13 protein-coding genes are annotated in these 21,543 nt (G+C 58.8%); 3 read left to right on the forward strand and 10 right to left on the reverse strand.

Features of this window, described 5'->3' with window-relative positions; genetic code table 11:
• Positions 1-4: 4 nt before the first annotated feature.
• From msub_RS22070 to msub_RS07935, 4 genes are all read right to left on the reverse strand, one after another.
• Positions 5-1,132, reverse strand: a complete 1,128-nt coding sequence (locus tag msub_RS22070; protein WP_048495504.1) for a hypothetical protein — start codon at positions 1,130-1,132, stop codon at positions 5-7.
• Positions 1,132-4,614, reverse strand: a complete 3,483-nt coding sequence (locus msub_RS22075; protein WP_048495505.1) for a toxin VasX — start codon at positions 4,612-4,614, stop codon at positions 1,132-1,134. Before msub_RS22075 ends, msub_RS22070 begins: the two co-directional genes overlap by 1 nt.
• A gap of 312 nt (positions 4,615-4,926) precedes the next feature.
• On the reverse strand, positions 4,927-5,442 hold the full coding sequence (locus tag msub_RS22080; protein ID WP_227506668.1) for a DUF4123 domain-containing protein: 516 nt from the start codon (positions 5,440-5,442) through the stop codon (positions 4,927-4,929).
• Entirely contained in the window at positions 5,439-7,511 is a 2,073-nt protein-coding gene (locus tag msub_RS07935) for a type VI secretion system Vgr family protein (protein ID WP_048495506.1), read from the reverse strand. The genes msub_RS22080 and msub_RS07935 overlap by 4 nt, the downstream gene beginning before the upstream one ends.
• A 179-nt stretch (positions 7,512-7,690) precedes the next feature.
• Here msub_RS07935 and msub_RS07940 point away from each other — a divergent pair, with 179 nt between their 5' ends.
• Positions 7,691-8,716 carry an NADP-dependent oxidoreductase gene (locus msub_RS07940; protein WP_048495507.1) on the forward strand — a complete coding sequence of 342 codons (1,026 nt, stop codon included), beginning with the start codon at positions 7,691-7,693 and terminating at the stop codon, positions 8,714-8,716.
• Between the two features lie 32 nt (positions 8,717-8,748).
• Here msub_RS07940 and msub_RS07945 read toward each other — a convergent pair whose 3' ends face one another.
• From msub_RS07945 to msub_RS07965, 5 genes are all read right to left on the reverse strand, one after another.
• Positions 8,749-9,717 (reverse strand): NAD(P)H-quinone oxidoreductase, encoded by a 969-nt coding sequence (locus msub_RS07945; protein ID WP_048495508.1) that lies wholly within the window; start codon positions 9,715-9,717, stop codon positions 8,749-8,751.
• 81 nt (positions 9,718-9,798) lie between these two features.
• Positions 9,799-11,538 (reverse strand): sugar phosphorylase, encoded by a 1,740-nt coding sequence (locus msub_RS07950; RefSeq protein WP_048495509.1) that lies wholly within the window; start codon positions 11,536-11,538, stop codon positions 9,799-9,801.
• Positions 11,535-12,758 (reverse strand): glycosyltransferase family protein, encoded by a 1,224-nt coding sequence (locus tag msub_RS07955; protein ID WP_048495510.1) that lies wholly within the window; start codon positions 12,756-12,758, stop codon positions 11,535-11,537. Before msub_RS07955 ends, msub_RS07950 begins: the two co-directional genes overlap by 4 nt.
• A 36-nt stretch (positions 12,759-12,794) precedes the next feature.
• Complete coding sequence (locus msub_RS07960) at positions 12,795-13,610, reverse strand: HAD-IIB family hydrolase (RefSeq protein ID WP_048495511.1); 816 nt, start codon at positions 13,608-13,610, stop codon at positions 12,795-12,797.
• Between the two features lie 12 nt (positions 13,611-13,622).
• Positions 13,623-14,561 carry a hypothetical protein gene (locus msub_RS07965; RefSeq protein ID WP_048495512.1) on the reverse strand — a complete coding sequence of 313 codons (939 nt, stop codon included), beginning with the start codon at positions 14,559-14,561 and terminating at the stop codon, positions 13,623-13,625.
• A gap of 75 nt (positions 14,562-14,636) precedes the next feature.
• Between msub_RS07965 and msub_RS07970 the strand changes: the two genes are divergently transcribed.
• Positions 14,637-16,091: a protein adenylyltransferase SelO gene (locus msub_RS07970; RefSeq protein WP_048495513.1), complete on the forward strand. Its 1,455-nt coding sequence runs from the start codon at positions 14,637-14,639 to the stop codon at positions 16,089-16,091.
• Between the two features lie 87 nt (positions 16,092-16,178).
• Here msub_RS07970 and msub_RS07975 read toward each other — a convergent pair whose 3' ends face one another.
• Positions 16,179-17,693: a fumarate hydratase gene (locus msub_RS07975; protein WP_048495514.1), complete on the reverse strand. Its 1,515-nt coding sequence runs from the start codon at positions 17,691-17,693 to the stop codon at positions 16,179-16,181.
• Positions 17,694-18,107: 414 nt separating this feature from the next.
• Here msub_RS07975 and msub_RS07980 point away from each other — a divergent pair, with 414 nt between their 5' ends.
• The gene (locus tag msub_RS07980; RefSeq protein ID WP_048495515.1) at positions 18,108-21,485 is read left to right on the forward strand and encodes a hypothetical protein; all 3,378 of its coding nucleotides are present in this window, start codon (positions 18,108-18,110) and stop codon (positions 21,483-21,485) included.
• Positions 21,486-21,543 lie beyond the last annotated feature (58 nt).

The raw sequence follows: 21,543 nt of genomic DNA on the forward strand, positions 1-21,543 counted from the left end.
CCAATCAAGCAGTCATCGAGGCCTCACCTGAAAACTCCTCGCCAACCTGGGCAAAGATCTCAGTAATTGGCCTTTGCGGATTTGCTTTTTGCAGTTCCAGCACCCGCTTGCTTTGGCGCTTCAGTTCCCCGCTGGGTTTGACCCATTGGTCTTCCGGCAGCGATTCAGACCACTCCGCCATGGCCCTAGGCAGCGTATTCCGGCTCATGCGTTTGATCTTCCTGACCTCCCACTCCACCAGCCGATTCGGAATGGTCCAGAAGGTCATCAGGTGGTACAGGTACCAGCCAGTCAGGTAGAACATCCCCCGCTTGCCTTCCCGGTATTCTTCATGAAGACGTTTGCGGGCATTGCGGAAAACATGGACACCCTCCCAGGGCGGGTCGTCCGGGCCCTGAAGTTCCAATGGATCCTGGATCTCTTTCAGGGTGTGCACTTCGTACTCCATGTAGGCCCGGATGGCCTCCCAGGTGCTGATGGCCTGGGGCTGGCCGTAGGTTTCAAACTCCAGGGTGTATTTCTCGCCCGTGTCCGGGTGATAGAAGCCAATGCCAAATCCGTAATGGCGTTGCACGCCATATTCGGTAACGCCCTGGGCTTCCGTCACCCAGGCGACCAGCTCTTCCCACGGGACAAAGATCGGTTCTTTCTGTCCTTCCGGCACGAAACACACTTCTCGGCGTTGGCGGTTAAAGCGGGTGGGGATAATAGATTCCAGCTTCAGGTGGTCTCGGTACCAAATACCGAGGCTGAGCAATAGGAAGAAACTACAGGCCCAAAAAGCAAGCTCGAAGGCATAATCAAAGGTTACTCGCCACCCCCATAGAGCATCCTCCCAGCCATTGCCAAAAGAAAATCCTCCAAGAAAGACAATGAAGGGGAGGAAAAAAGCAAAAAGCAAAAAGCAAAAAAAGGGGATACCCAGAGTGGCTTGCCAACCAAACACCGGTGGTGTCCCCGCCCCAAAATCCAGGTAACCGTTATTCACTTCCCCCACCACATGGCCATGATCCACCGGCGGCAGGCCGGTTGGCAGGGGTTTGGGGGATAAAAAGGTCAGCCGGCCACTCGGGAAGGGCTCGGAACGCCCCGTGCGGGGTGGCTGTTCTGGCTGGGCATTCTTGGGGTTCATTAAAGTCCATCCGTCACTATGAGTGGCTGACGGAGTCGCCACCAGGTAATCTCTGCCTTCGGAGCCTCCTGCACGGGTGTCAGGGGATACTGACTATCCGGAGTGACCTTCAGCATATAAACGGCACCGGTATAGGCTCCATCTTCCTGCAATGTTTCCAGCTTGACCATCAAGCCCAGGTCCCGGGTGCGGAGGCCATGCTGGGTCTTCTCATGGGCCGGTGGCCTGAAGGCCAGTTGCAGGTGATCGGTATCGACCGACTGCTCCAGGCTACCCAGGATGGCACCGGTACAAGGTACCCACGTTTCCGATTGGAGGGAGAACATTCCCCTTCGCCCCGGCTGGATGCGCCATGCGGCGATGGATAGCCGGTGGGGCGCGTTGCCTTCCAGAGGCTCCATCAGGCTGTCCGTCGGCAAACCGTGGCAGTTTAACCGTAACCTGGACGTTTCTTCATCCTCGCCGGACACTTCGTCAAGGGTGACACTGTTGCCAATCCGGGCAAAGGCCTCTACATAGTCGTCAAGCGAGCCATTGTGAACCTGCTCGGCCTCCCGTGACCAGGGCGTGGTTTGCAGCCATTTATCCCGCTCGCTCAGGTTGTAACGGTTATACAGCCAGGTACCGCCCAACTCAAAAACCGTGAACACCAGCCCCGCCACGTTCAGACGGGCAAACAGGCCGGACAAGGTCCGGCCTGCAACGGCCCAGGCTTCAGCCCGAGCGATTCCCTTGCTGGCTCGGCGCACGGCCCGCGCCATACTCAAGGTGCGCCCGAATCCATACATATTGGTAACCGCTAAACCGCCACTGCCAACCATCCCCAGCACTGCACCTGCCTGGGCTTCAGCATTGCCAGTCTGAACCGCCTTTAGCCAGTTTTCCCGATGCTTGTAGGCGCTTATTCCAGCGCTGACAGCTCCAAACAGATAGGCAGGACCACCAAGCCAAACATGCAATTTACCCATTCGGATATGCACACTAGTCAAGGCACTGTGCTGCCAGGCACCAGCCAGGGCCTGTGCCCTAGTACCATAAGCTGTATCCGTGATGCCCTGAGCCGCCAGAAAACCGGCCGCTAAGGTAGCCCCAAAACTCTCACCTACGCGTTTCAGGTTATCTTGCAAATTTTTCTGCTTGTTATCCGTTGAAAAAAGCTCACCCAATGCATTTCCAAAAATAGCCAACTGAACCCCAAATACCAAAACCCCAAGCCCATCCCCCATCAGGTTCACCCGGGGAGCTGATGCCAAGCCCTGCCGGAAATGCCCAACCAGTCGTCCAACTTCCTGCTGGGCCAATGGCGGCGGAACCAACGTTATGCCGGCACGGCCGGTGGTGGCCGGTTCCAGTTTCAGGCCGGTGTCGGTTTCCTCAACCGGGCTGAGGGCGGCGGCCACGCGTTTACCGATTTTACGATGCTCTTCGCGGGTAGCCTTGAATTCAGCCACCAATCCCTGGGCTTTTTCGGAAAGATGACCATGGGTGGATTTGGCAACATCGTGCTGGTTCTGAAGCTGTTTCATCCGTTGATCCAGCTGCAGCATCTGCCTGAGGTTGTCCCGGAAGGTCGCCAACTCGCCTGCCGAAGCGAAGCGGAATTCCGCCTTGCCCTGATCTATGGCGTCCAGCATGCGCCGCTTGAAAAAATACGGCAGGTCCCGAAAGAGGTCATCCAGCTCCGGCAGGGTCTGGCTGTCGATGGCCTTGTAGAGCTCCCCAACAGCGCGCCCCTTGGCCCGGGCAATAGCCGGGGCGAGGGTGTCTCCCACTCCTTCTGCTTTCTGTTGGATCTGCTGCGAGTAGTGGGAATAATCCGGAAGCTTGCCCTGCTCCGCCGCTTTTACCCGTTGGATCCACTTCGCCGCCTTTGTAACCACAGCGTAGCCAGCGGAGCCAACCGCCACGTAGGTCTTGGCCAGCTCACCGTCTTCCGAGCGGTCATTCTTTGGCAGGGTCTGGAACAGGGGGAGACTGTATTGGGGGTTCTGTTCCAGCCACTCCAGCACGCCGTCACTCGCCTCGTCGGAACGGCAGATGTCCTTGCGGCAGGCGTACTCCAGATCCAGGGCCGCCTCAATCTGCATTTCGTCTTCCGGGTCAAAATACCACGCGGCCTGGTGATAGAGGTTGTCTGTCAGCAGTTGAATACGATCACTGGTTATATCCGTCAGCAGTGACTGCCAGCGGGCCAGTTTCGCACGCTGGTCGGCCATGTACTGGTCCATGGCTTCTCGGTCGATCAAGTCGTTGATTCCGCGATGGCCGAAACCACGCCCCTCCAGAATCGCCTTCAGATTATCGCGATGCGCCTTTTCCAGGGCGACAATGCCTTCTATATGGGAGTCCACAAAATCCGGCCTGGCCCCTTCCATGGCTTGTCGCAGGTACCACTCGTCCACCGCTCTCTGCATCTTGGGAAGGATGCCGTAGGCGTTGGTTCGGTTGGCTGTACTCCGGATCTCTTCAACCCTTGATTTAACGTCAGGGGGAAGCGACGCATCATTGGGGCCGGGTCTCGCTTCATCCTCGAGTTGTCTCAATGCTGCCAGTAATGCGGACTGGGTGTTTGAACGGTCGCTTTCCGGCATGGCTTTCAGGTCCTGCCGCATGGAGAGAATGGCAGGGTGGTCCGCATTGGCCACCATGGCATCCAAGCCCTGTTCGTCCAGCAGGGTCATGGACTCAATCAGTGCACCAAGGAAATAGTCTCGCTCGTCGTCTCCCTCACTTGTCCAGCTTTCTATCCACCCCACCACATCGTCCTGATGCTGGGCCAGGTCCAGCATCACGCCCACGTCGTCCCTCACAACAAGGCAGAGGCAATTGGACACATCATCAATGGACTGCTGTTTGATCAGCTTGCCGAACCGGGTCTTGTGGTAATAGGGCTGGTTCTCCCAGTGGTAGGGTTCGCTTTCCTGGGGGTGGCCGTTTTCGGGGGCATCCGGCGTATAGTCTTCGCCAATTTCAGCCACCCATTGTTTGGCCTGGTTGGGCGTCAACAGGTGCTTGCCGCCGCTCCGCGGCGAGGCGCTGGCCAGGTCAATTCTCTGCAGCAGCGCATCACGCTCCTGTGGGTCGTCCAGTACCTGCGCTTTCTTGCGGGCAGTCCATGCCAGTTCCGAGAAGGCAACGTACAGCGTATGGGATACCGGGTACTCCAGCTTGCCGTCGCTATGGCCCGTCAGTTCACCATTTTCATGCAGGTACTCGTGGAGCTCTGTGGTATCCGCATCCAGTACATAAAGGTAACCATTCCTTAGGAGGCGGTAGCCAAGGGGGCGGGAGGTCAACGAGTAAGGGTATCCGGGGTCTGTATCGGCGGGGGTAACTTCCACCCGGCCATACCGAATAGGCAGCAGATGCACGGTTTTCAGCAGTGGGCATGACGCAGGCGCATCAATGGGGGTTCCTGGCTGTTCCCAGCACAAAAGATCGTTACTTGCCCGGTCGTCAGTGGGGCGCTGTATCCGTGTCATTGTTCATCCTTGATCCAATGGGGACGCCGTTTCCGTCACGGCATTTCTATCGGCTTGTCGCGGCAATCTGGCGAACAGGAATTGCATGACCTCCCGCAGGTTGCTGCACCCGCTGCCAAGTGCCTCTTCCAGCATTCTCCAAAGTGCGGGGTAGGCATCCCTCAAAGCCGGGCCACCCAACTGGTTGCGCACTGGCTCATCCAGGTTGTTCCATATCTGTAATGCGTCTTTGCGCCGATTGAAAGCTTTGAAAGCGTCCTTCAAGTTCGGCGAGACCATCATTTTTCCGGGCTTGCCACCTGTGCTGCCTGGCTAAACCGCCGGAGGCTCGACAAGGTGCCATTGTTTGCTGATACGATCCGGAACTATCAGCCGATCCACGGCTCTGGTGGGAAAGCCGGAAAGGTTGCCCCCGATCACTGTTCGTGCCAGCGCTGGATGGCCAATGCGCACCAGTTCTTCGCAATCCGGCGCCATTTCTACCTGCAGGTGGGACCGCATCCAGCGGGCACAGGTAGCACGGTCTGTGGCTGATATCAGCAGGTACCCCTGCTCATGCTCGGCCCCCTGCGCCAGAAAGCCTTCCAGCACCGGATCTTCCGGCCCACTGAGCCATACAAGCCACGGGGACAGGTCCGAAACCGCCTCCCAGCGGGTTGCAACGTACATGCACTCCGCATTAAAGGGCTGGTCACCGACCCACTGGTATATCTGTTCACCGAGCCCCGGAATAGCGACACCATCCAGGACAAGCCCAACCGGGCGATGGTCAGGCCAGTGAACATGGGCAAACGGCGATTCCGATACGGGCCCGTAATCCTGTTTCATGAGCTCTGTTCCTCACAAACCGGGCAGGTTGCATTCCCCTTCCTGAGCGCCGCAATCTGGGACTCGACATTGATGGCCGGCGCGTTTTCCCGCTGCCCAACCTCAGCCAGTGCCTGCTGCTCGGGCTTGTGGGGCTGGCCACCCTCAATCACCTGCGGCATTTCCGCCATCATCACACTCTGCCCCGAACCACTACCCGGCGCCCCACCCGAATTAATCTTCACCCCCGGCCCTGCCAGCGTCACCCCACTCGGATCCAGCTTGAGAAGACTGCCACCCGCCGAAATGGTAAGTTCGGCGCCGGCGTCCAACACCACTTTTGCGCCCGCTTTATGGTGAACTTCGGTGCCGGCTTCGCTAAGGGTTCCCTGAGCGGACTTCTGGTGGTAGGTGCCGCCGATGACAAGGCTGCAATCGGCGCCCACCGATTCCCGTTTTTCACCACCTACCGTGCAGTGGTCATCGCCCTTGATCTGGCTGAACCGGTCATTCCCAACGGTCAGGTGGCTATCGTTTTTGATGACCTCGGTGCGATTGTGTTCGGTGAGCAGGTCCAGATCCTTCTGGGCGTGCACATAGATCTGTTCCTGATCCGCTTCGTCCTCAAACCGAAGCTCGTTGCTGCCCTCGCCCTTGTGGGTTTTGGTTTTCAGGGTGGTGCGGGTCTTGTGTTCCGGCAACGGGTACGGCGGGGTGTTGGTGGCGTGATGGGTGCGGCCGGTGATGATGGGTTGGTCCGGGTCGCCGTCGAGAAATGAGACAATCACCTCATGGCCGATTCTTGGCAGTGCCATGAAACCATACTGGCCACCGGCCCAGCCCTGGCTTACTCTGAGCCAGGCGCTGCTGTGTTCATCGTTTTTCGAGTATCGGTCCCAGGGGAAACGGACCTTTACCCGGCCGTGTTCGTCGCAGTGGATCTCTTCGCCTTCAGGCCCCGTGACAATGGCAATCTGCGGGCCGTCCATCAGGGGGCGGTGGGGTGTTTGTGGCCGCCAGGTGCGGTCGGCGGGGATGGCCGTGAAACGATTGTGATAGGTGGTGGGTTCGCTGCCACCCTCTTCTTCCAATGCCTGGGGCTGGGTCCCGGTGTGGGTAACTGCGGTCAGCAGCCATTCCCGGTTCAGGGCGTCGCTGTCGTGCTCCGTCAGTTCAATCTTGGCGCCGGCGCTGAAGTCCGGGCGGTTACTCTCACCGGAGGCGGTGCTGGCGTCGTTACGCAGGGCCTGAAGCCGGGCTTCGGTAAAAGGCTGGCCACTGGCGTCGGCCTTGAAGCGACCGGGGTAGTCGAAGTGCTGGTAGTCTTCCCGATGGTTTAATCCGCCGGCCGCTTGTTCGTGCATCAGGGCGTAAGCGGGATTCTGGAAGGTGTAATCCTTCATCGCCACGGAGGCTACCCTTACCCGCTCCTCATACCGGAACCGGTAGACCACGGGGCGCCGGGTGCGGCCACCGGCCTTGGCGTTGTATGCTGCCGGCTCCAGTTTCGGTGTATCGCCGTGGTGGTCGGCAATAACCAGCGCGGGCTGAGTCTCGCCATCCACGCTGCCGTGTTCGTAGCGGTAGTGCCAGCCTTCCTCGGCGGCCAGGCGTTCGAGAAAGGCCAGGTCGCTTTCCCGGTGCTGAACACAGTATTCCCGCTGCTGTGGCGGGCGCTTCAGATCGAAGGCCGAATCGATAATGCCGCGCTCCTCAAGTAGAGTGCGCACGATGGCATCGGTGCTCTGGGTCTGGAAGATTCGGCTGTTGTGCATCAGGCCCAGGCGCCAGAGTGGTGGCTGGATGACCAGTTCATAGCGGGTGCGCCGGTGGCCGGAGTCGCCCCGGGCAAATTCGTTGACCACGCCGGTAAATCGCCGCAGCGGCGCGCCGTCCTGCCAGATCACGAGATCGACCGATTGTTCCAGTATCTCGGAGGCCTGAATCGACGGGTCGGTACTGGCCAGCTCAAGGTGGCCGTGAAACACCCCGGAGAGGCGCTCGGTCAGTATGAAGCCGACCACGGAGAATAAATCAGAGGGGAGTTCGCCAACACGGGCGGTAAACTGCAATCCGCTTGCCTGGGGCATGTCTTCGGTCCCTGAAGAAAAGTAGGTTATCCGGCTCGTCCTGAGCCCGTGTGAGATTATAATGATCAAACCTGAGAATGAAACCCCAGGCCGGCCTCGGTGCTGAAAGATGAGAGGTTGACCAGCGTTACATTCTCCTGCACCCTAATCTGGTTTCATTATGCAACCGGAGAGAACGAGTGAGCGAATACACGAACCGAGCCGTTGTGCTCAAACAACGTCCACAGGGCGAAATCCAGCAGGGCGACCTGGTACTCGAAGACCGCCCGGTCCGATCTCCCGACGAAGGCGAAGTTGTTGCCCAGGTGCTGTGGTTGTCACTGGACCCTTACATGCGCCCCCGCATGAACGACGCCAAGGGTTACATGGACCCGATCGGCATTGACGAGCCCATTGTTGGCGAAAGCGTGGCGCGGGTGGTCGAATCCAGATCCGATGCCCTGAAAGTCGGCGACCTCGTTACCTGTTATTCCGGCTGGCAGGAGTATGTCACTTTCCCCGCCGACGCGCCGATGGTCTACAAGATCCAGCAGCGCGACAAAGTGCCCCTGCAGGCCTATCTCGGCGTTGCCGGCATGCCCGGGCGTACCGGTTACTGCGGCCTCATGTACGTGGGCAAGCCAAAAGCCGGCGAAACCGTGGTTGTCTCTGCCGCCTCCGGCCCGGTGGGCACCGTCGTTGGCCAGACTGCAAAATCAGAGGGTTGCCGGGTGGTCGGCGTTGCCGGCGGGCCTGAAAAGTGCAATTACGTGGTCAATGAGCTGGGTTTTGATGCCTGTGTCGACTACAAGGCAGGCAACCTGGATGCGGACCTCAAAGCAGCCTGCCCCGACGGCATCGACATTTACTTCGAGAACGTGGGTGGTGCCGTCACGCGCGCCGTTGCCCCGCTTTTGAATGCCGGTGCCCGGGTGCCTATCTGTGGTTATGTTTCGGCGTACAATGCGACGGACATGGCCAGCGTGGAAACCCCGTTCCATGTTCTGAAGGCGCTGGCCCCGGTTCCCGAGCACCGGTTTTTCCTGGTAACCGAATGGCAGGACCGGCACCAGGAAATCACCGGCATCCTCGCCTCACGGGTTGCTTCCGGTGAGCTAAAATACCGCGAGACCGTTGCCGAGGGCCTGGAAAATGCCATTGATGCCTTCAAAGGCATGCTCAAGGGCAAGAACTTCGGCAAGCAGTTGGTCCACATCGCGGACTGATCGCTCAGTTCAAGGCGCGAAGGCCGGAGTGTTCAGTCCGAGATTTTCAGGAGCACCTTTCCGATGTTCCTGTTCTCGGCCACGTAGGCCATCGCGTCTTCCACCTTCTCTATCGGCCAGGTGCTATCAATCAACGGCTCGATCTGGCCGGCTGCGAGCAGTGGCCACACATGCCGGTGGAGCGCCTGCATCACCTTGCCTTTATCATTTACCGTGCGGGAGCGCAGGGTGGAGCCAATCAGGCGCTGGCGTTTAATCAGCATGATGCCGAGATCCACTTCGGCCTTCCGGCCACCCAGCAGCCCGATCAGCACAATACGGCCGTCGACATTCAGCACCTTCTGGTCGTCGGCAATGTAACTGCCGCCCACCGGGTCCAGCACCATATCCACGCCACCCCAGTGCTTGACGGTCTCGACAAACGATCCTTCCTGACGATTCCAGACGCCGCTGGCGCCCAGCTTGCGGCAGATTTCCAGCTTGGCGTCGTCGCCGGCAGTGGCGAATACCGGGTTGCCAAAGGCCGTCGCCAACTGGATAACAGCGGTGCCAAGACCACTGGCGCCGGCGTGCAGGAGTACCCGCTCACCGGGTTTCAGCGCCGCCTCCTGGTAAAGGTTCAGCCAGGCTGTTGCGAACACCTCGGGGATCGCTGCAGCCGTCTCCAGCGACAAGCCTTTGGGAGTCGGCAAAACCTGGACTTCCGGCACCACAACCCGGGTAGCGTAACCTCCCCCTGTCAGCAAGGCGCATACTTCGTCGCCGGGCTTGAAGGTAGTGACACCGGGGCCAACGGAAGCAATCCGGCCACTGACCTCCAGACCGAGAATATCTGACGCCCCCGGCGGTGGCGGATAAACACCCGCTCGCTGCATAAGATCGGCGCGATTTATCGCTGTCCAGACCACTTCGATTTCGACGTGATCGGCCGGGGGTTCCCCCGGCCCTTCCCAGGAATCCCAGCTGAGGTTGCCCCCGGTTACCTTGATTGCTTTGATCATATATGACGTCTCGGCCTTGCCCATATAGCCACAGGATACCCTATGTTTTTCGAGCATTGCACAAATGACGTTGTCAGATGATCAGACGGTAACGTCCAGGTTGGACAGCCATACACTCTGGTAGGGTTTCAGGGTGATTGAGCCGGACAGGTCATCGATCGTCATCCCGGAAATCAGGTCCTGCCATTGGTCAGTGCCGATCAGGTTGATGTCGCTCAGGGCTACCTGCTGCACCTCGTTGCTGATGTTGTGAATGCAGAAGATGGACTGATCCCGGCGCATACTCTGGCGCCAGAAGCCGAACAGCTGGAGGCCCAGATGCAGGGTGAACTGGGTGGCATTGGGGTGGAACGCCGGCTGCTTCCGCCGAATGGCGATCAGGCGTTTCAGCTCCCGGAACGCCTTGCTGTGATGGCTCAGGGGGTCCGCGAGCTTCTGCTCCAGCTCATCCAGTTGCCACTGGCTGCGGTTGATAGAGCGCAGGCGCCCGGTGTGCTTCACCCTTTCGTGATCATTCTCGGTGGCCAGCAGGCTGTGGATGTAGAACGCCGGAATCCCCTCCAGCGCCAGCATCACGGTGTGAGCGCAGACAAAGCGCTGCAGTTGCCAGTGATCCCGGCCAGACTCCGCCGTGCCCTGAAGTGCATCGTACAGGGCAATGTTGATTTCGTAGGGCTGGTCCCGGCCATCCGGCGTGCGCCGGTACGATACCTTGCCGCCGAACGAGTCCATGGTGTTGATCAGCCGCTGCTTCTCTTCCTCAGTCAGCAGACCATCCGTCGGCCGCATACCGATGCCATCGTGGGAGGCAATAAAGTTCAGATAGGTGGTGCCCATCTGCGCCGGCGGCATGCTCATCAGCCAGGTTTTCAGGTGTTTGCAGTCACCAGTGACCAGGGTATTGATCAGCAGTGGTGGCAGGGAGAAATTGTAAATTTCGTGGGCTTCGTTGGCGTTGCCGAAATAGGTGAGGTTTTCCCGGTTGGGCACGTTGGTCTCGGTGATAACCACCGCATCCGGGCTATGATGCTCGATCAGCAAACGCAAAATCTTGATCAGCTCGTGGGTTTGCTGCAAATGGATGCAGGGCGTGCCCGGTTCCTTCCAGAGAAAGGCAACCGCATCCAGCCGGAACATGATAATGCCCCGTTCCAGATAGTGCCGGATGATGGCGGTAAATTCGATCAGCACCTTCGGGTTGGCAAAGTTCAGATCGACCTGATCCTCACTGAAGGTGCACCAGACATACCGTTCGCCATCATCGGTCTGAACGGGGGTCAGCAGTGGCGAGGTTCGGGGACGCACGACGGCACTCAGATCATCCCTCGGATTGCCTTCAAAGAAATAGTCCTTGCCCGGGTCTATCCGTTTGCGGAAGTTCTCGAACCAGCGGCTGCGGGCCGACATATGGTTGATCACCAGGTCCGCCATCAGCTTGTAATCCCGGGCGATGCGTTCAATATCCTCCCAGTTTCCGTGGGACTCGTTAACCGCCAGGTAGTCCATTACCGAGAAACCGTCGTCGGAGCTGTAGGGGAAAAACGGCAGTATGTGCACCGACGAGACCGAATCTGACAGGCAATCGCCCAGGAAACGATGCAGTGTCTGCAGCGGCTTTTCGTCCGCCCGCTGCACCGTGTCGGCGTAGGTGATCAGCACCACATCGGATTCATCCCAGTTGTTCTGGTGCGCCGGCGGTGGTGCCTGGTCGGGCTCCAGCCCCATGGTGGTCAGCAGTTGTTCCGAGAGAAAGTCGCAGTCCAGCTCCGGGTACACCAGCTCCAGCATGGCCACCAGTTTGGCTTTCAGCGGCTGGGTCATGGCCGGAATTCCTCGTTATCCAGCTCGACCGCCTCCAGTAACTGCTCCTTGATGTCCGGTATCGCGCTGGTCACCCGGTTCCAGCTGGGAATGAAAGGCGTATCCATCGGGTTATCCAGAAAATAGGCCCCGGCCCGCATCACATTCTGGGCGAACAGCTCCACGGCTTTCTCTTCTTTATGACGGTCGAAGGTCAGGCCGTTAATGATGGCATCGTTCTGGTAGGTCTCGACGAAATCCAGGGCAATCCGGAAATAGCTGGCCTTGATGGTGCGGAATTTCTCATTGGAGAAGATTTCTCCGTTGGTCGCCAGCTTTCGGAACAGCGCCTTGGCAATGTCCATGCTCATTTTCGACAGTCCCTTGCTCGCGTCCTCCGGTGAAAGCTCCTGGTGCTTGTGATCGTAGACATCGGCAATATCCACCTGGCACAGGCGGTTGGTGGCGTAGTTGCGCTTCATTTCCGACAGCACGCCGATCTCCAGGCCCCAGTCACTGGGAATGCGCAGATCATTGATCACATCGGTACGGAACGAGAACTCCCCGGCCAGGGGGTAGCGGTAGCTGTCCAGGTAATCCAGGAAATCGTTGGGCCCGCAGACTTTCTTCAACGCGCGAATCAGCGGCGTCACCAGCAGGCGGCTCACCCGTCCGTTCATTTTCCCGTCCGCCACCCGGGCGTAGTAGCCTTTGCAGAACATGTAGTTGAAGCCGGGGTTGGCCACCGGATAGATAAGGCGGGCCACGAGATCCCGGGAATAAGTAAGGATGTCGCAGTCGTGTAATGCAACGGACTTGCTCACGCCAGACGCCAGTACATAGCCAAAGCAGTACCAGACGTTCCGGCCCTTGCCCATTTCTGTCGGCGCGAGGTTCTGCTCCCGGAGCTTGAGATCAATGGCCCTCAGGCGCGGCCCGTCGTTCCAGAGCACCTTGAAGTTTTGGGGCAGCTCCGAGAAGTACTCCAGGGCGTGGCGATACTCGGCTTCGCTGGCCCGATCCAGGCCGATGACAACCTGATCAAGATAGGGAACCTTGCCCAGCTCCTGAACGATATTTTTCAGCGCCGGGCCTTCCAGTTCAGAGTACAGCGAAGGCAGCACCAGTGACATGGGCCGGGCTTTGCGAAAACTCATCAGCTCCGCTTCCAGGTCCTCCACCGGGCGGCGAACCAGGTTATGGAGGGTGGTGATAATGCCATTCTGGTAAAAGTCGCCCATGGCGGCTCTCCTTCTTTGTACCCGCACTCGAACGGGTCAGTACCCGTACTCAAAGAGGAGATTGAGTACGCACTCATTCCAGCCTTCGGGGCCGGGCTTGAGGGAGCGCATGGCGTGCTTTGCCGAAGGCAACCGCACTTTTTCACTGTTTACACCCCGGATCACCACTGAAATATCCGCCGATTCCAGCATCTGCTGATCGTTGGGGCTGTCACCCAGGGCAATCGCCAACACTGGCGCATCGCCATACTGCTCCCGGTATTGCTCTTTATATTTGTTTAGCAAGAACCGGGCCCCATCGGCCTTATCGAAAATACCCATGGCATGGAGGAAACGTCCGCCCGGCACCAGCCTGAGATCTTGCTCCGCCAGGGCCACCTCAAACCGGGCAAGTTCCTCCCCGGTGCCCTGCCAGATCAGCGGCTCGGTGCCCAGACGCTGTTTGGCCCGCTCGGCTGCCGCCGGCTCCAGGCCGGTTTCCGCTGACAGCTCGTCGGCAGACATGTCATCGAAGCCCCTGAACCGGGCGCCCTTTTCGCGCTGCGCTCGCAGTACTTCCAGCACGCGATCCCGGGTTGCACCAAAATTCATCACCTCCTCGCTGGCGTTGCCGAAGGTATGGGGCGGAATAACGACTGCTGCACCGTTTTCGACAATAAACGGGTCGGTATTACCCAGCTCCTCCCGTAACGCCCGTATTTCCGGCAGTGTTTTACTGGAGTTAATCACCAGGGGGATGCCGGCGGCCCGGAGCTTTGCCAGCGCCGGGCCCGCGGGCTGCCAGCGGTAATCGTCGTGATCAAGCAGGGTGCCGTCGAGATCGGAAAAGATAAGCAGGCGGGGTCTCGCCATATTGCGTCTCCGTTAACCAGTGCGAAACTGCGGAAGCCCGAGGGAATGGTCCTCGGCCACATCTATAAGCACATCTGCCCTGCCCGGCATCTCCGCCAGACAGGCCCGGGTTACACGCTCGTAGTGCATCACGAACCGGGCGACCTCCTTGTCATTCATAACGCGCAGTTGCTGTGCGGGATCCGCGTCAACGCCCTGTTCTGGTGCACTTCGGGTTTTTCGCGCCAGTTTCTGCTCCTGGAGACTGCGCCATTCCAGAACACAGGCTATTGAGGGCGCTTTCAGCATCACGAGGCAATCGATCTGCCGGAAAAAATCGTGGTACTCACCTTTCAACTGTTCATTGACGTAGGTGCGCCAGGTTCCCCGAGGGTCTTCCTCAGCCTCCAGACTGTTGATCGGGGTGACCAGTGCCTCGTCAGCCTCCGGGCGTGCCCCCAGGCACCACCCTTCCACCAGGATGACCTCTGCCCGACCGGAGAACTCCGGCCAGGCGCTGGCTGGAACCCGATCGTCCCTGGATTTGTCGAACGAAGGGAGCGGAATGCTCTCCTCGGGCCGAGCTGATCGAAGTTGATCAAGCAACCTCTGCCCGAGTGCAACATCGTGGGTACCGGGTACGCCCCGGGTTATAAACAGAGGGTGCACATGCTCAGCGAGGTCCTTTCGTTCGGCTCTGGTAAGGTAGATATCATCCAGCGAAAAATTGGCGGTGGGGCAATTCCGATGCCGGGCCAGAATTTCCCGCAGAAACAGGGTGAGCGTTGACTTTCCGGTGCCCTGGGCACCGTGGATACCGACCACAACCGGGCGCTGCTTCGTATCATGAAGCGCCAGGATATGGTCCGCCAGCGGCAGGATGGTCTGTTCCACGGTTTCGGCGTAGGTCTCAGGCAGGTCTTCCTGTGCAATCAGGGACCTGATGGTGTGTTCGAGCAATTGGTCAGACACGTTGAATTTCCTGGTTTTGACAGACAGTTAGAGAGAAAGCAGCAGAATTCATACCAATGGGAGTATAGGCATTTTATGAGTAGCAACGAATTTCGCGTGGAGCATCGCTACCTGGAACTCCCGGACAGCTTTTACACGCGCGTCCAGCCATCGCCCCTGAAAGACGCCAGGATGGTGTGTTTCAACCACAAGCTCGCCGAGCAGATGGGCTTCCACGCCCAGTCTGAGTCCGACTGGACCGCCGTGGGCGCAGGTGCGGAATTGCTTGAGGGTATGGACCCGGTGGCGATGAAATACACCGGGCACCAGTTCGGCGTTTACAACCCCGACCTGGGGGACGGCCGGGGGCTTTTGCTCTGGGAAACCACCGGGCCGGATGGCCGCCGCTGGGACTGGCACCTGAAGGGCGCCGGCATGACGCCTTACTCCCGCTTCGGCGATGGCCGGGCGGTGTTGCGCTCCACCATCCGCGAGTACCTGTGCAGTGAGGCCATGCATGGCCTGGGCATTCCCACCACCCGGGCCCTGTTCATGATAAGCGCCAGGGACCCGGTCCGCCGGGAATCCATTGAAACCGCCGCCGCGCTGGTTCGGGTAGCCCAGAGCCATATCCGCTTCGGGCATTTCGAGTTTGCCGCCCATCATGTAGGCCCGGAATCGGTCAAAACCCTGCTCGAACACGTGATCTCACTGCACTTTCCGCACCTGATCAACCTGCCAGACGGCGAGCGCCACACCCGGTGGTTCGAGGAAGTCGTCGAGCGCACCGCCCGGATGATTGCCGACTGGCAGGCCGTGGGCTTCTGCCATGGGGTTATGAACAGCGACAACATGTCAATCATCGGCGACACCTTCGATTACGGCCCCTACGCCTTCCTGGACGATTTCGATGCCGGCTACATCTGCAACCATACTGACCAGGGCGGGCGCTACGCCTACAACCGCCAGCCACAGGTGGGCTTCGAAAACTGCCAGTACCTGGCCCGGGCCCTGCTGCCAATCATGGACGAGGATAGCGTTCGCCGGGGCCTGCGGCACTATGAAACCGCCTACAACGCCCGGTTCCTCCAGAACATGCGCGACAAACTGGGGCTGGCCAATGAGCAGGACACAGACCTGAGCCTGATCATGGATACCTTCAGCATGCTGCACGAGCACCATGTGGACTACACCGCGTTCTTCCGGGCCTTGTCCAACCTTCAGGCCCGGGGCCATTCGCCCGTGCGGGACCTGTTTGTTGACCGCAGCGTGGCAGACCAGTGGCTGGAACGGTACGAGGAAAGGCTAATGAGTGAAACCCGGGCCCACGATGAGCGGGAGTACGCCATGCGTGGCGTAAACCCCAAGTACATACTGAGGAATTACCTGGCCCAGCAGGTTATCCAGGAAGCCCAGAACGGCGATTATCAACCGATGAAAGCGCTGCTGAAGGTGTTGGAGCGCCCCTTCGATGAACAGCCGGAAAACGAGGCCTACGCGGCATTGCCGCCAGATTGGGGCAAGCATCTTAATATTAGCTGCTCGAGCTGACGGAGGGTAAAGTTGGGGTCAGATGAAAAAGGGGTCAGATGAAGATTTCATCTGACCCCTTTTTCATCTGACCCCATTTTCAGGTCTTCAGACTGCCTTGGCAGCAATAATCTTCTCGTGCCACTCAGCCGGGCCGGTCTGGTGCACCGAGGAGCCCCGGGAATCCACGGCGACGGTGACCGGCATGTCTTCCACCTCAAACTCATAAATCGCTTCCATCCCCAGCTCGGGAAACGCAACGACTTCGGCGTGCTTGATTGCCTTGGACACCAGGTAGGCCGAGCCGCCCACCGCCATCAGGTACACTGCACCAAATTCCTTGATGGCATCGATCGCCACCTGGCCGCGCTCGGCTTTACCGATCATGCCGGTAAGGCCGGTTTTCTCCAGCATGGTGTGGGTGAACTTGTCCATCCGGGTTGCGGTGGTCGGGCCGGCTGGGCCCACCACTTCTTCACGCACCGGGTCCACCGGCCCCACGTAATAGATAAAGCGGCCCTTCAGATCGACCGGCAGCTGCTCGCCTTTCTCGATCATGTCCACCATCTTCTTGTGAGCAGCATCGCGGCCGGTCAGCATCTTGCCGGACAGCAGAACGGTTTCACCCGGCTGCCAGTCCCTGACCTCCTCCGGCGTGACGGTATCCAGGTTCACACGGCTAACGTTCTCGCCCACTTCCCAGGTAATCTCCGGCCAGTCTTCCAGGCTCGGCGGGGTTTGCAGGGCCGGGCCGGTGCCGTCCAGGGTAAAGTGTGCGTGGCGGGTGGCGGCGCAGTTCGGGATGATAGCGACCGGCTTGTTCGCCGCGTGGGTCGGGTAATCCTTCACCTTCACATCCAGAACGGTGGTCAGGCCGCCGAGCCCCTGGGCGCCAATGCCCAGATCGTTAACCTTGTCGAACAGCTCCAGGCGCAGCTCTTCAGCGCGATTGGAGGCACCGCGGGCTTTCAGATCGTGGATATCGATCGGATCGAGCAGGGATTCCTTGGCCATTTCCATGGCCTTCTCGGCGGTACCACCAATGCCAATACCCAGCATGCCCGGCGGACACCAGCCCGCGCCCATTTGCGGCACCATTTTCAGCACCCAGTCGACGACAGAGTCTGAAGGATTGAGCATCGCGAACTTGGATTTCGCCTCCGAGCCGCCGCCCTTGGCCGCCACGTGCACCTCTACCTTGTCACCCGGCACCATCTTGTAGTGGATAATGGCCGGCGTGTTGTCACCGGTGTTCTGACGTTTGCCATCCGGGTCCGCCAGGATCGAGGCCCGCAGAACGTTATCCGGATGCGTATACGCCCGGCGCACGCCCTCATTGATCACCTCATCCAGCGGCAGCTCGCAGTCCCACTGGACGTTCATACCAATGTTCACGAACACCGTGACAATACCGGTGTCCTGGCACAGCGGCCGATGGCCCTGGGCGCACATGCGCGAATTGATCAGAATCTGGGCCATGGCATCCTTCGCCGCCTGGGACTCTTCCCGCTGGTAGGCTTCATGAACCGCGTCGATGAAATCCTTGGGGTGGTAATAGGAAATGAACTGCAGCGCGTCCGCTACGCTTTCAATCAGGTCGTCCTGGCGGATTACGGTGGTCATAGGCGCCTCATCAGCTAGCTATCGTTATGGTGGTTCATCAGAAATCGGGAGGCGAGAGTTTACCAGAAAATCGGCTGGGCGAGGGAGCCGCCAGATGGCGAAGCATTTTTGTCAAAAACGGCGAACCGACGGGCCTGAGAGGTCTCGACAAAGGGGCGGCCGACGTCTACTTTTCTCAGAAGCCGGTTTCCAATCGAACGAACGGGATTCAAACTGTCAGAATCACACTTTTGGCTGATCAACACTTGCCACACTGCCGCTATAGTCGAAGATACAGAAATTGGTTTAGAGCGCTGGCCACAATTTCAAACAACAGTTTAAGCAGAACAGGCCACTGACAACGGGCTTACCGGATCAGACCGGCCCCTTCAGCTGCCGAACATAACGACACAACAACAGGAAAAGGTTCCACCCATGTTCAAGAAAACTCTAATAAGTCTTGCCGTGGCGTCTTCCGTTGGACTTACCGGCTGCCTGAGCGGCGGTGACGAGGGGGCGAATGCCAATCCGGAGTATCAGATCAGTAACCCGGCCATTGATGGAAAGGTGTGGCCACAATTCAATCCGGTTACCGGCCAATTGCCAATCCCGAACGACCTCATCTTCCAAGGTGATGATCTTGCGACGGTGAATGTGAACGAGGCGGATGGAACCTTTAAAGTCGCGGACAGCACGCCCCCCGTGACCACGGCGCTCAACAAGCTGAGCGGCGCATCAACGGTTGCTCCTATTGATATTGCCATGAACGGCATGATCGATGCGGACTCTGTCGATGGCCAGCCGTTTGTCGTTGACGCAAATGGCGACCTGGTCCTTAACTCAGGCGTGCCGATTCCGAACCCCAAGCAGAACGTCTTTCTCCTGGAGCTTGACTACGCCAGTGGCGATCCTCTTCAAGCCCTCAGCCTTGGTGAGCCACCGACCATCCCGTTGGCCCTGCCGTTTGTCGCTCTTAAAGCGGGTGACACGAGCCAGGTTACGGCCGCCAACACCGTTGCCAGAGCCGCCGTTGACCAATACAAGGTATCGGTCGTGACGCAATCTGACGACGAAGGCGAGCACAGCGTCATCCGTATTAATCTGCTGAAGCCGCTCGACCCCAAAAAGCGCTATCTCGTCGTGGTAACCAAGGACGTAACCGCCGGCGGTGAACAAATCATTGCATCACCGTCCTACGCCAATGCCACTGACGCGACCCAGCCGCTTGGCTCATCCAACCTTGAGCCAGTGCGCAAGATCATCAATTCCTTCTGGGAGCCGGTGGCGGAAAATTACTTTGGGCTGACAAACAGCTCCCGCGCAGCGAACTCCCTGCCCGCACTGTCCGCAAAGGACATTGCGTTCAGCATCTCTCTGACGACATCGGCTGATGAGGAAATCCTGCCCTACATGGCACAGCCGAATAAATGGTTCACCGACCAGCTGCGCTCCGTGATCCGTCTTGGTGCCGTCCGCAAGGTGGCGGGCGCCGCAAGCGTTCTGTCCAAGGTTTCAGGCGGCATGGCGCTGGAAGACGTGCTCAAATCGATGCGCAAATCAGCGAAAGAGGTTGGTCCGAACGATACCAACGGCAACGGCGTTATCGACGCCCTGGATTTCGACTTCAACGGCGATAACAACCTGACCCCGGCCGACTTTAATCTGTCGAGCACCGGCGATACCGCCAGCTCGCCTTTCAACTATTACGATGTGCAAGCGGCCATCGCGGCGGCCGAAGGAGCATTTCCTCCGCCCGCATTGAGCGCTGCGCTGCCCACGCTGTTCGGCAGTGGTGCCCCATGTGATACCGGGTTCGACACCGGCACTACGTGTGGTGGCACCGCCCTTGCCGGAAACTACGCATCGCTGCTGCCTAGCATTGGTGACAAGAGCGCCTCCGTGTCTCTGCCAGCACTGAGCTCTGGCTCAATCGCAGCGCTGCTGACACCGGCCGTGAGTTCAGTCACAGGTTCTAGCACAGCACTTGTCCTTCAGGGCAGCATTTCGATCCCCTACTTCCTCGGCGTACCGAGCGGTTCTGATGGATCAACCATCAATACAAGTACCTGGACCGCCAACCACGCACTTGCCGAAAAGCTGAACCAGGACTTCGGAGCACTTGGGCTCCAACTGGCACAAGGCGTGAAGTCGCCGCTGACGGGCGACTACGCCAGTGATGCGGTGAACTACCTGTTCCCGTTCCCGGCAAAAACCGGCACGACAGACCAGAAGATCCCGATGTTGGTTATGCTTCCGCGACCTGGAGTCGCCACCGATGGCGGCGCGTTCACCTGGGACGGCTCATCGCAGCTTCCGGTTGTTGTATTCCAGCACGGCATCACCACGGACCGGAGCGCCGCGCTTTCCGTAGGTTCAACTTTGACATCCCAGGGCTACGGAGTCGTTGCCATCGACCTGCCGTTGCATGGGATTGATGCACAGGATCAGTCTGACAAGACCTCCGGGACAGCGCAGGAGCAGCAAGCATTGGCCTCGGCGCTGTTGAAGGGGTTTGACAGCCAGAGTGGCGGTGCTGTGCCTTCCCAGAACACTTCGGCGAACGTCACAGCACTGATTAGCCAGACTTACCTGAGCCAAGTCATCGCATTTTTGCAAGCAGCACCTTACAGCTGTACATCTTCAGACCCGGCAACTATTGCGGGAGGCGGTGGCGGTTGTGCCAACAGCACGGTGGATGCGCTTGCCGCAAAGTTCGTCGGATTTGCCATCGGCGCTCAGAATTCCGTCAAGAATTACACAAGCGTCATCCCGGGCATCGCCAGAACCAGCTTCGAACGCCACTTCAATTTCACCGCGGATGCCAGTGGCAATCCGACCGCGATGAACTTTGATACCGGCGTAGGTTCGTCTGGTAGCCTCTATATCAACCTCCAGAACTTCTTCAACAGCCGTGATAAGAACCTTGAGTCGCAAATTGATTTGGTTAATTTGGTTGCTTCTTTGGGCGGTATAAAGCCGACGGGCTCTTCAGGGCCGATCTTTGATCCAAATAATGTCTTTATGGTTGGTCACTCTCTGGGAACAGTCGCAGCAACCGGGGCAGCCGCCACTTTGAACCAGTCTACCGATCTCCCGGATGTTGTCGGCACGGTACTGTACGCTCCGGCGTCAGGCATTACTCGAATGCTGGAAAATTCACCCAGCTTTGCAAGCCTGATTCTGAACGGCCTTGCCGCCAAGGGCGTGGAACAGGGCTCTGCTAACTATGAGACCTTCATGCGAGTGGTTCAAAACGCAATTGACCCGGCGGACCCGATCAACCTGGCGGACGATCTGGCTGGCTCTGGAAAAGGCGTGCTGGCGTTCAACGTGGTGGGTACGGAAGACGGTAACGGCAACACGCTGTACAAGTCTGATCAGACCAACGTTATCGAAGCCGCCAACACTCAGCTGAACAGCGCGTTCCCGGACTATCTGGCGGGTGCGCTGCCGCTCTCGGAAGAGCTGGGCGCGAAAAACGTGGTCTCCATCAGCGGCGGTGAAAAGGTCCTGGCGACTGACCTCGCCTACGGCAACCACGGCATGTTCGTACTGCCCTCTGAGAACTCGGACATCAAGGACGATGCACAGCGCGCGGCAGACTTCCAGCGGCAGAGCGACGCCTTCAAAGAGTCGCTCCTCGAGACAGCGGAGTTCCTACTCAACGATGGCACGCTGATGGGGCCGGTCGATGCCGACACTGGACGAATGGGCTCTCCGAGCACCACACCGATCCTTGACAGCCGCGACATCCCGAACGCCCAGGATGTTATCGACTCCGACAACACGGACGAGCTCAAGCAGTTAAACTGATTGACACAGCGAAGACCTTTAAGCCCTCACCCCAGGTGAGGGCTTTTTTATTCCGGAT

The organism is Marinobacter subterrani (assembly GCF_001045555.1).
Taxonomy (GTDB): Bacteria; Pseudomonadota; Gammaproteobacteria; order Pseudomonadales; family Oleiphilaceae; genus Marinobacter; species Marinobacter subterrani.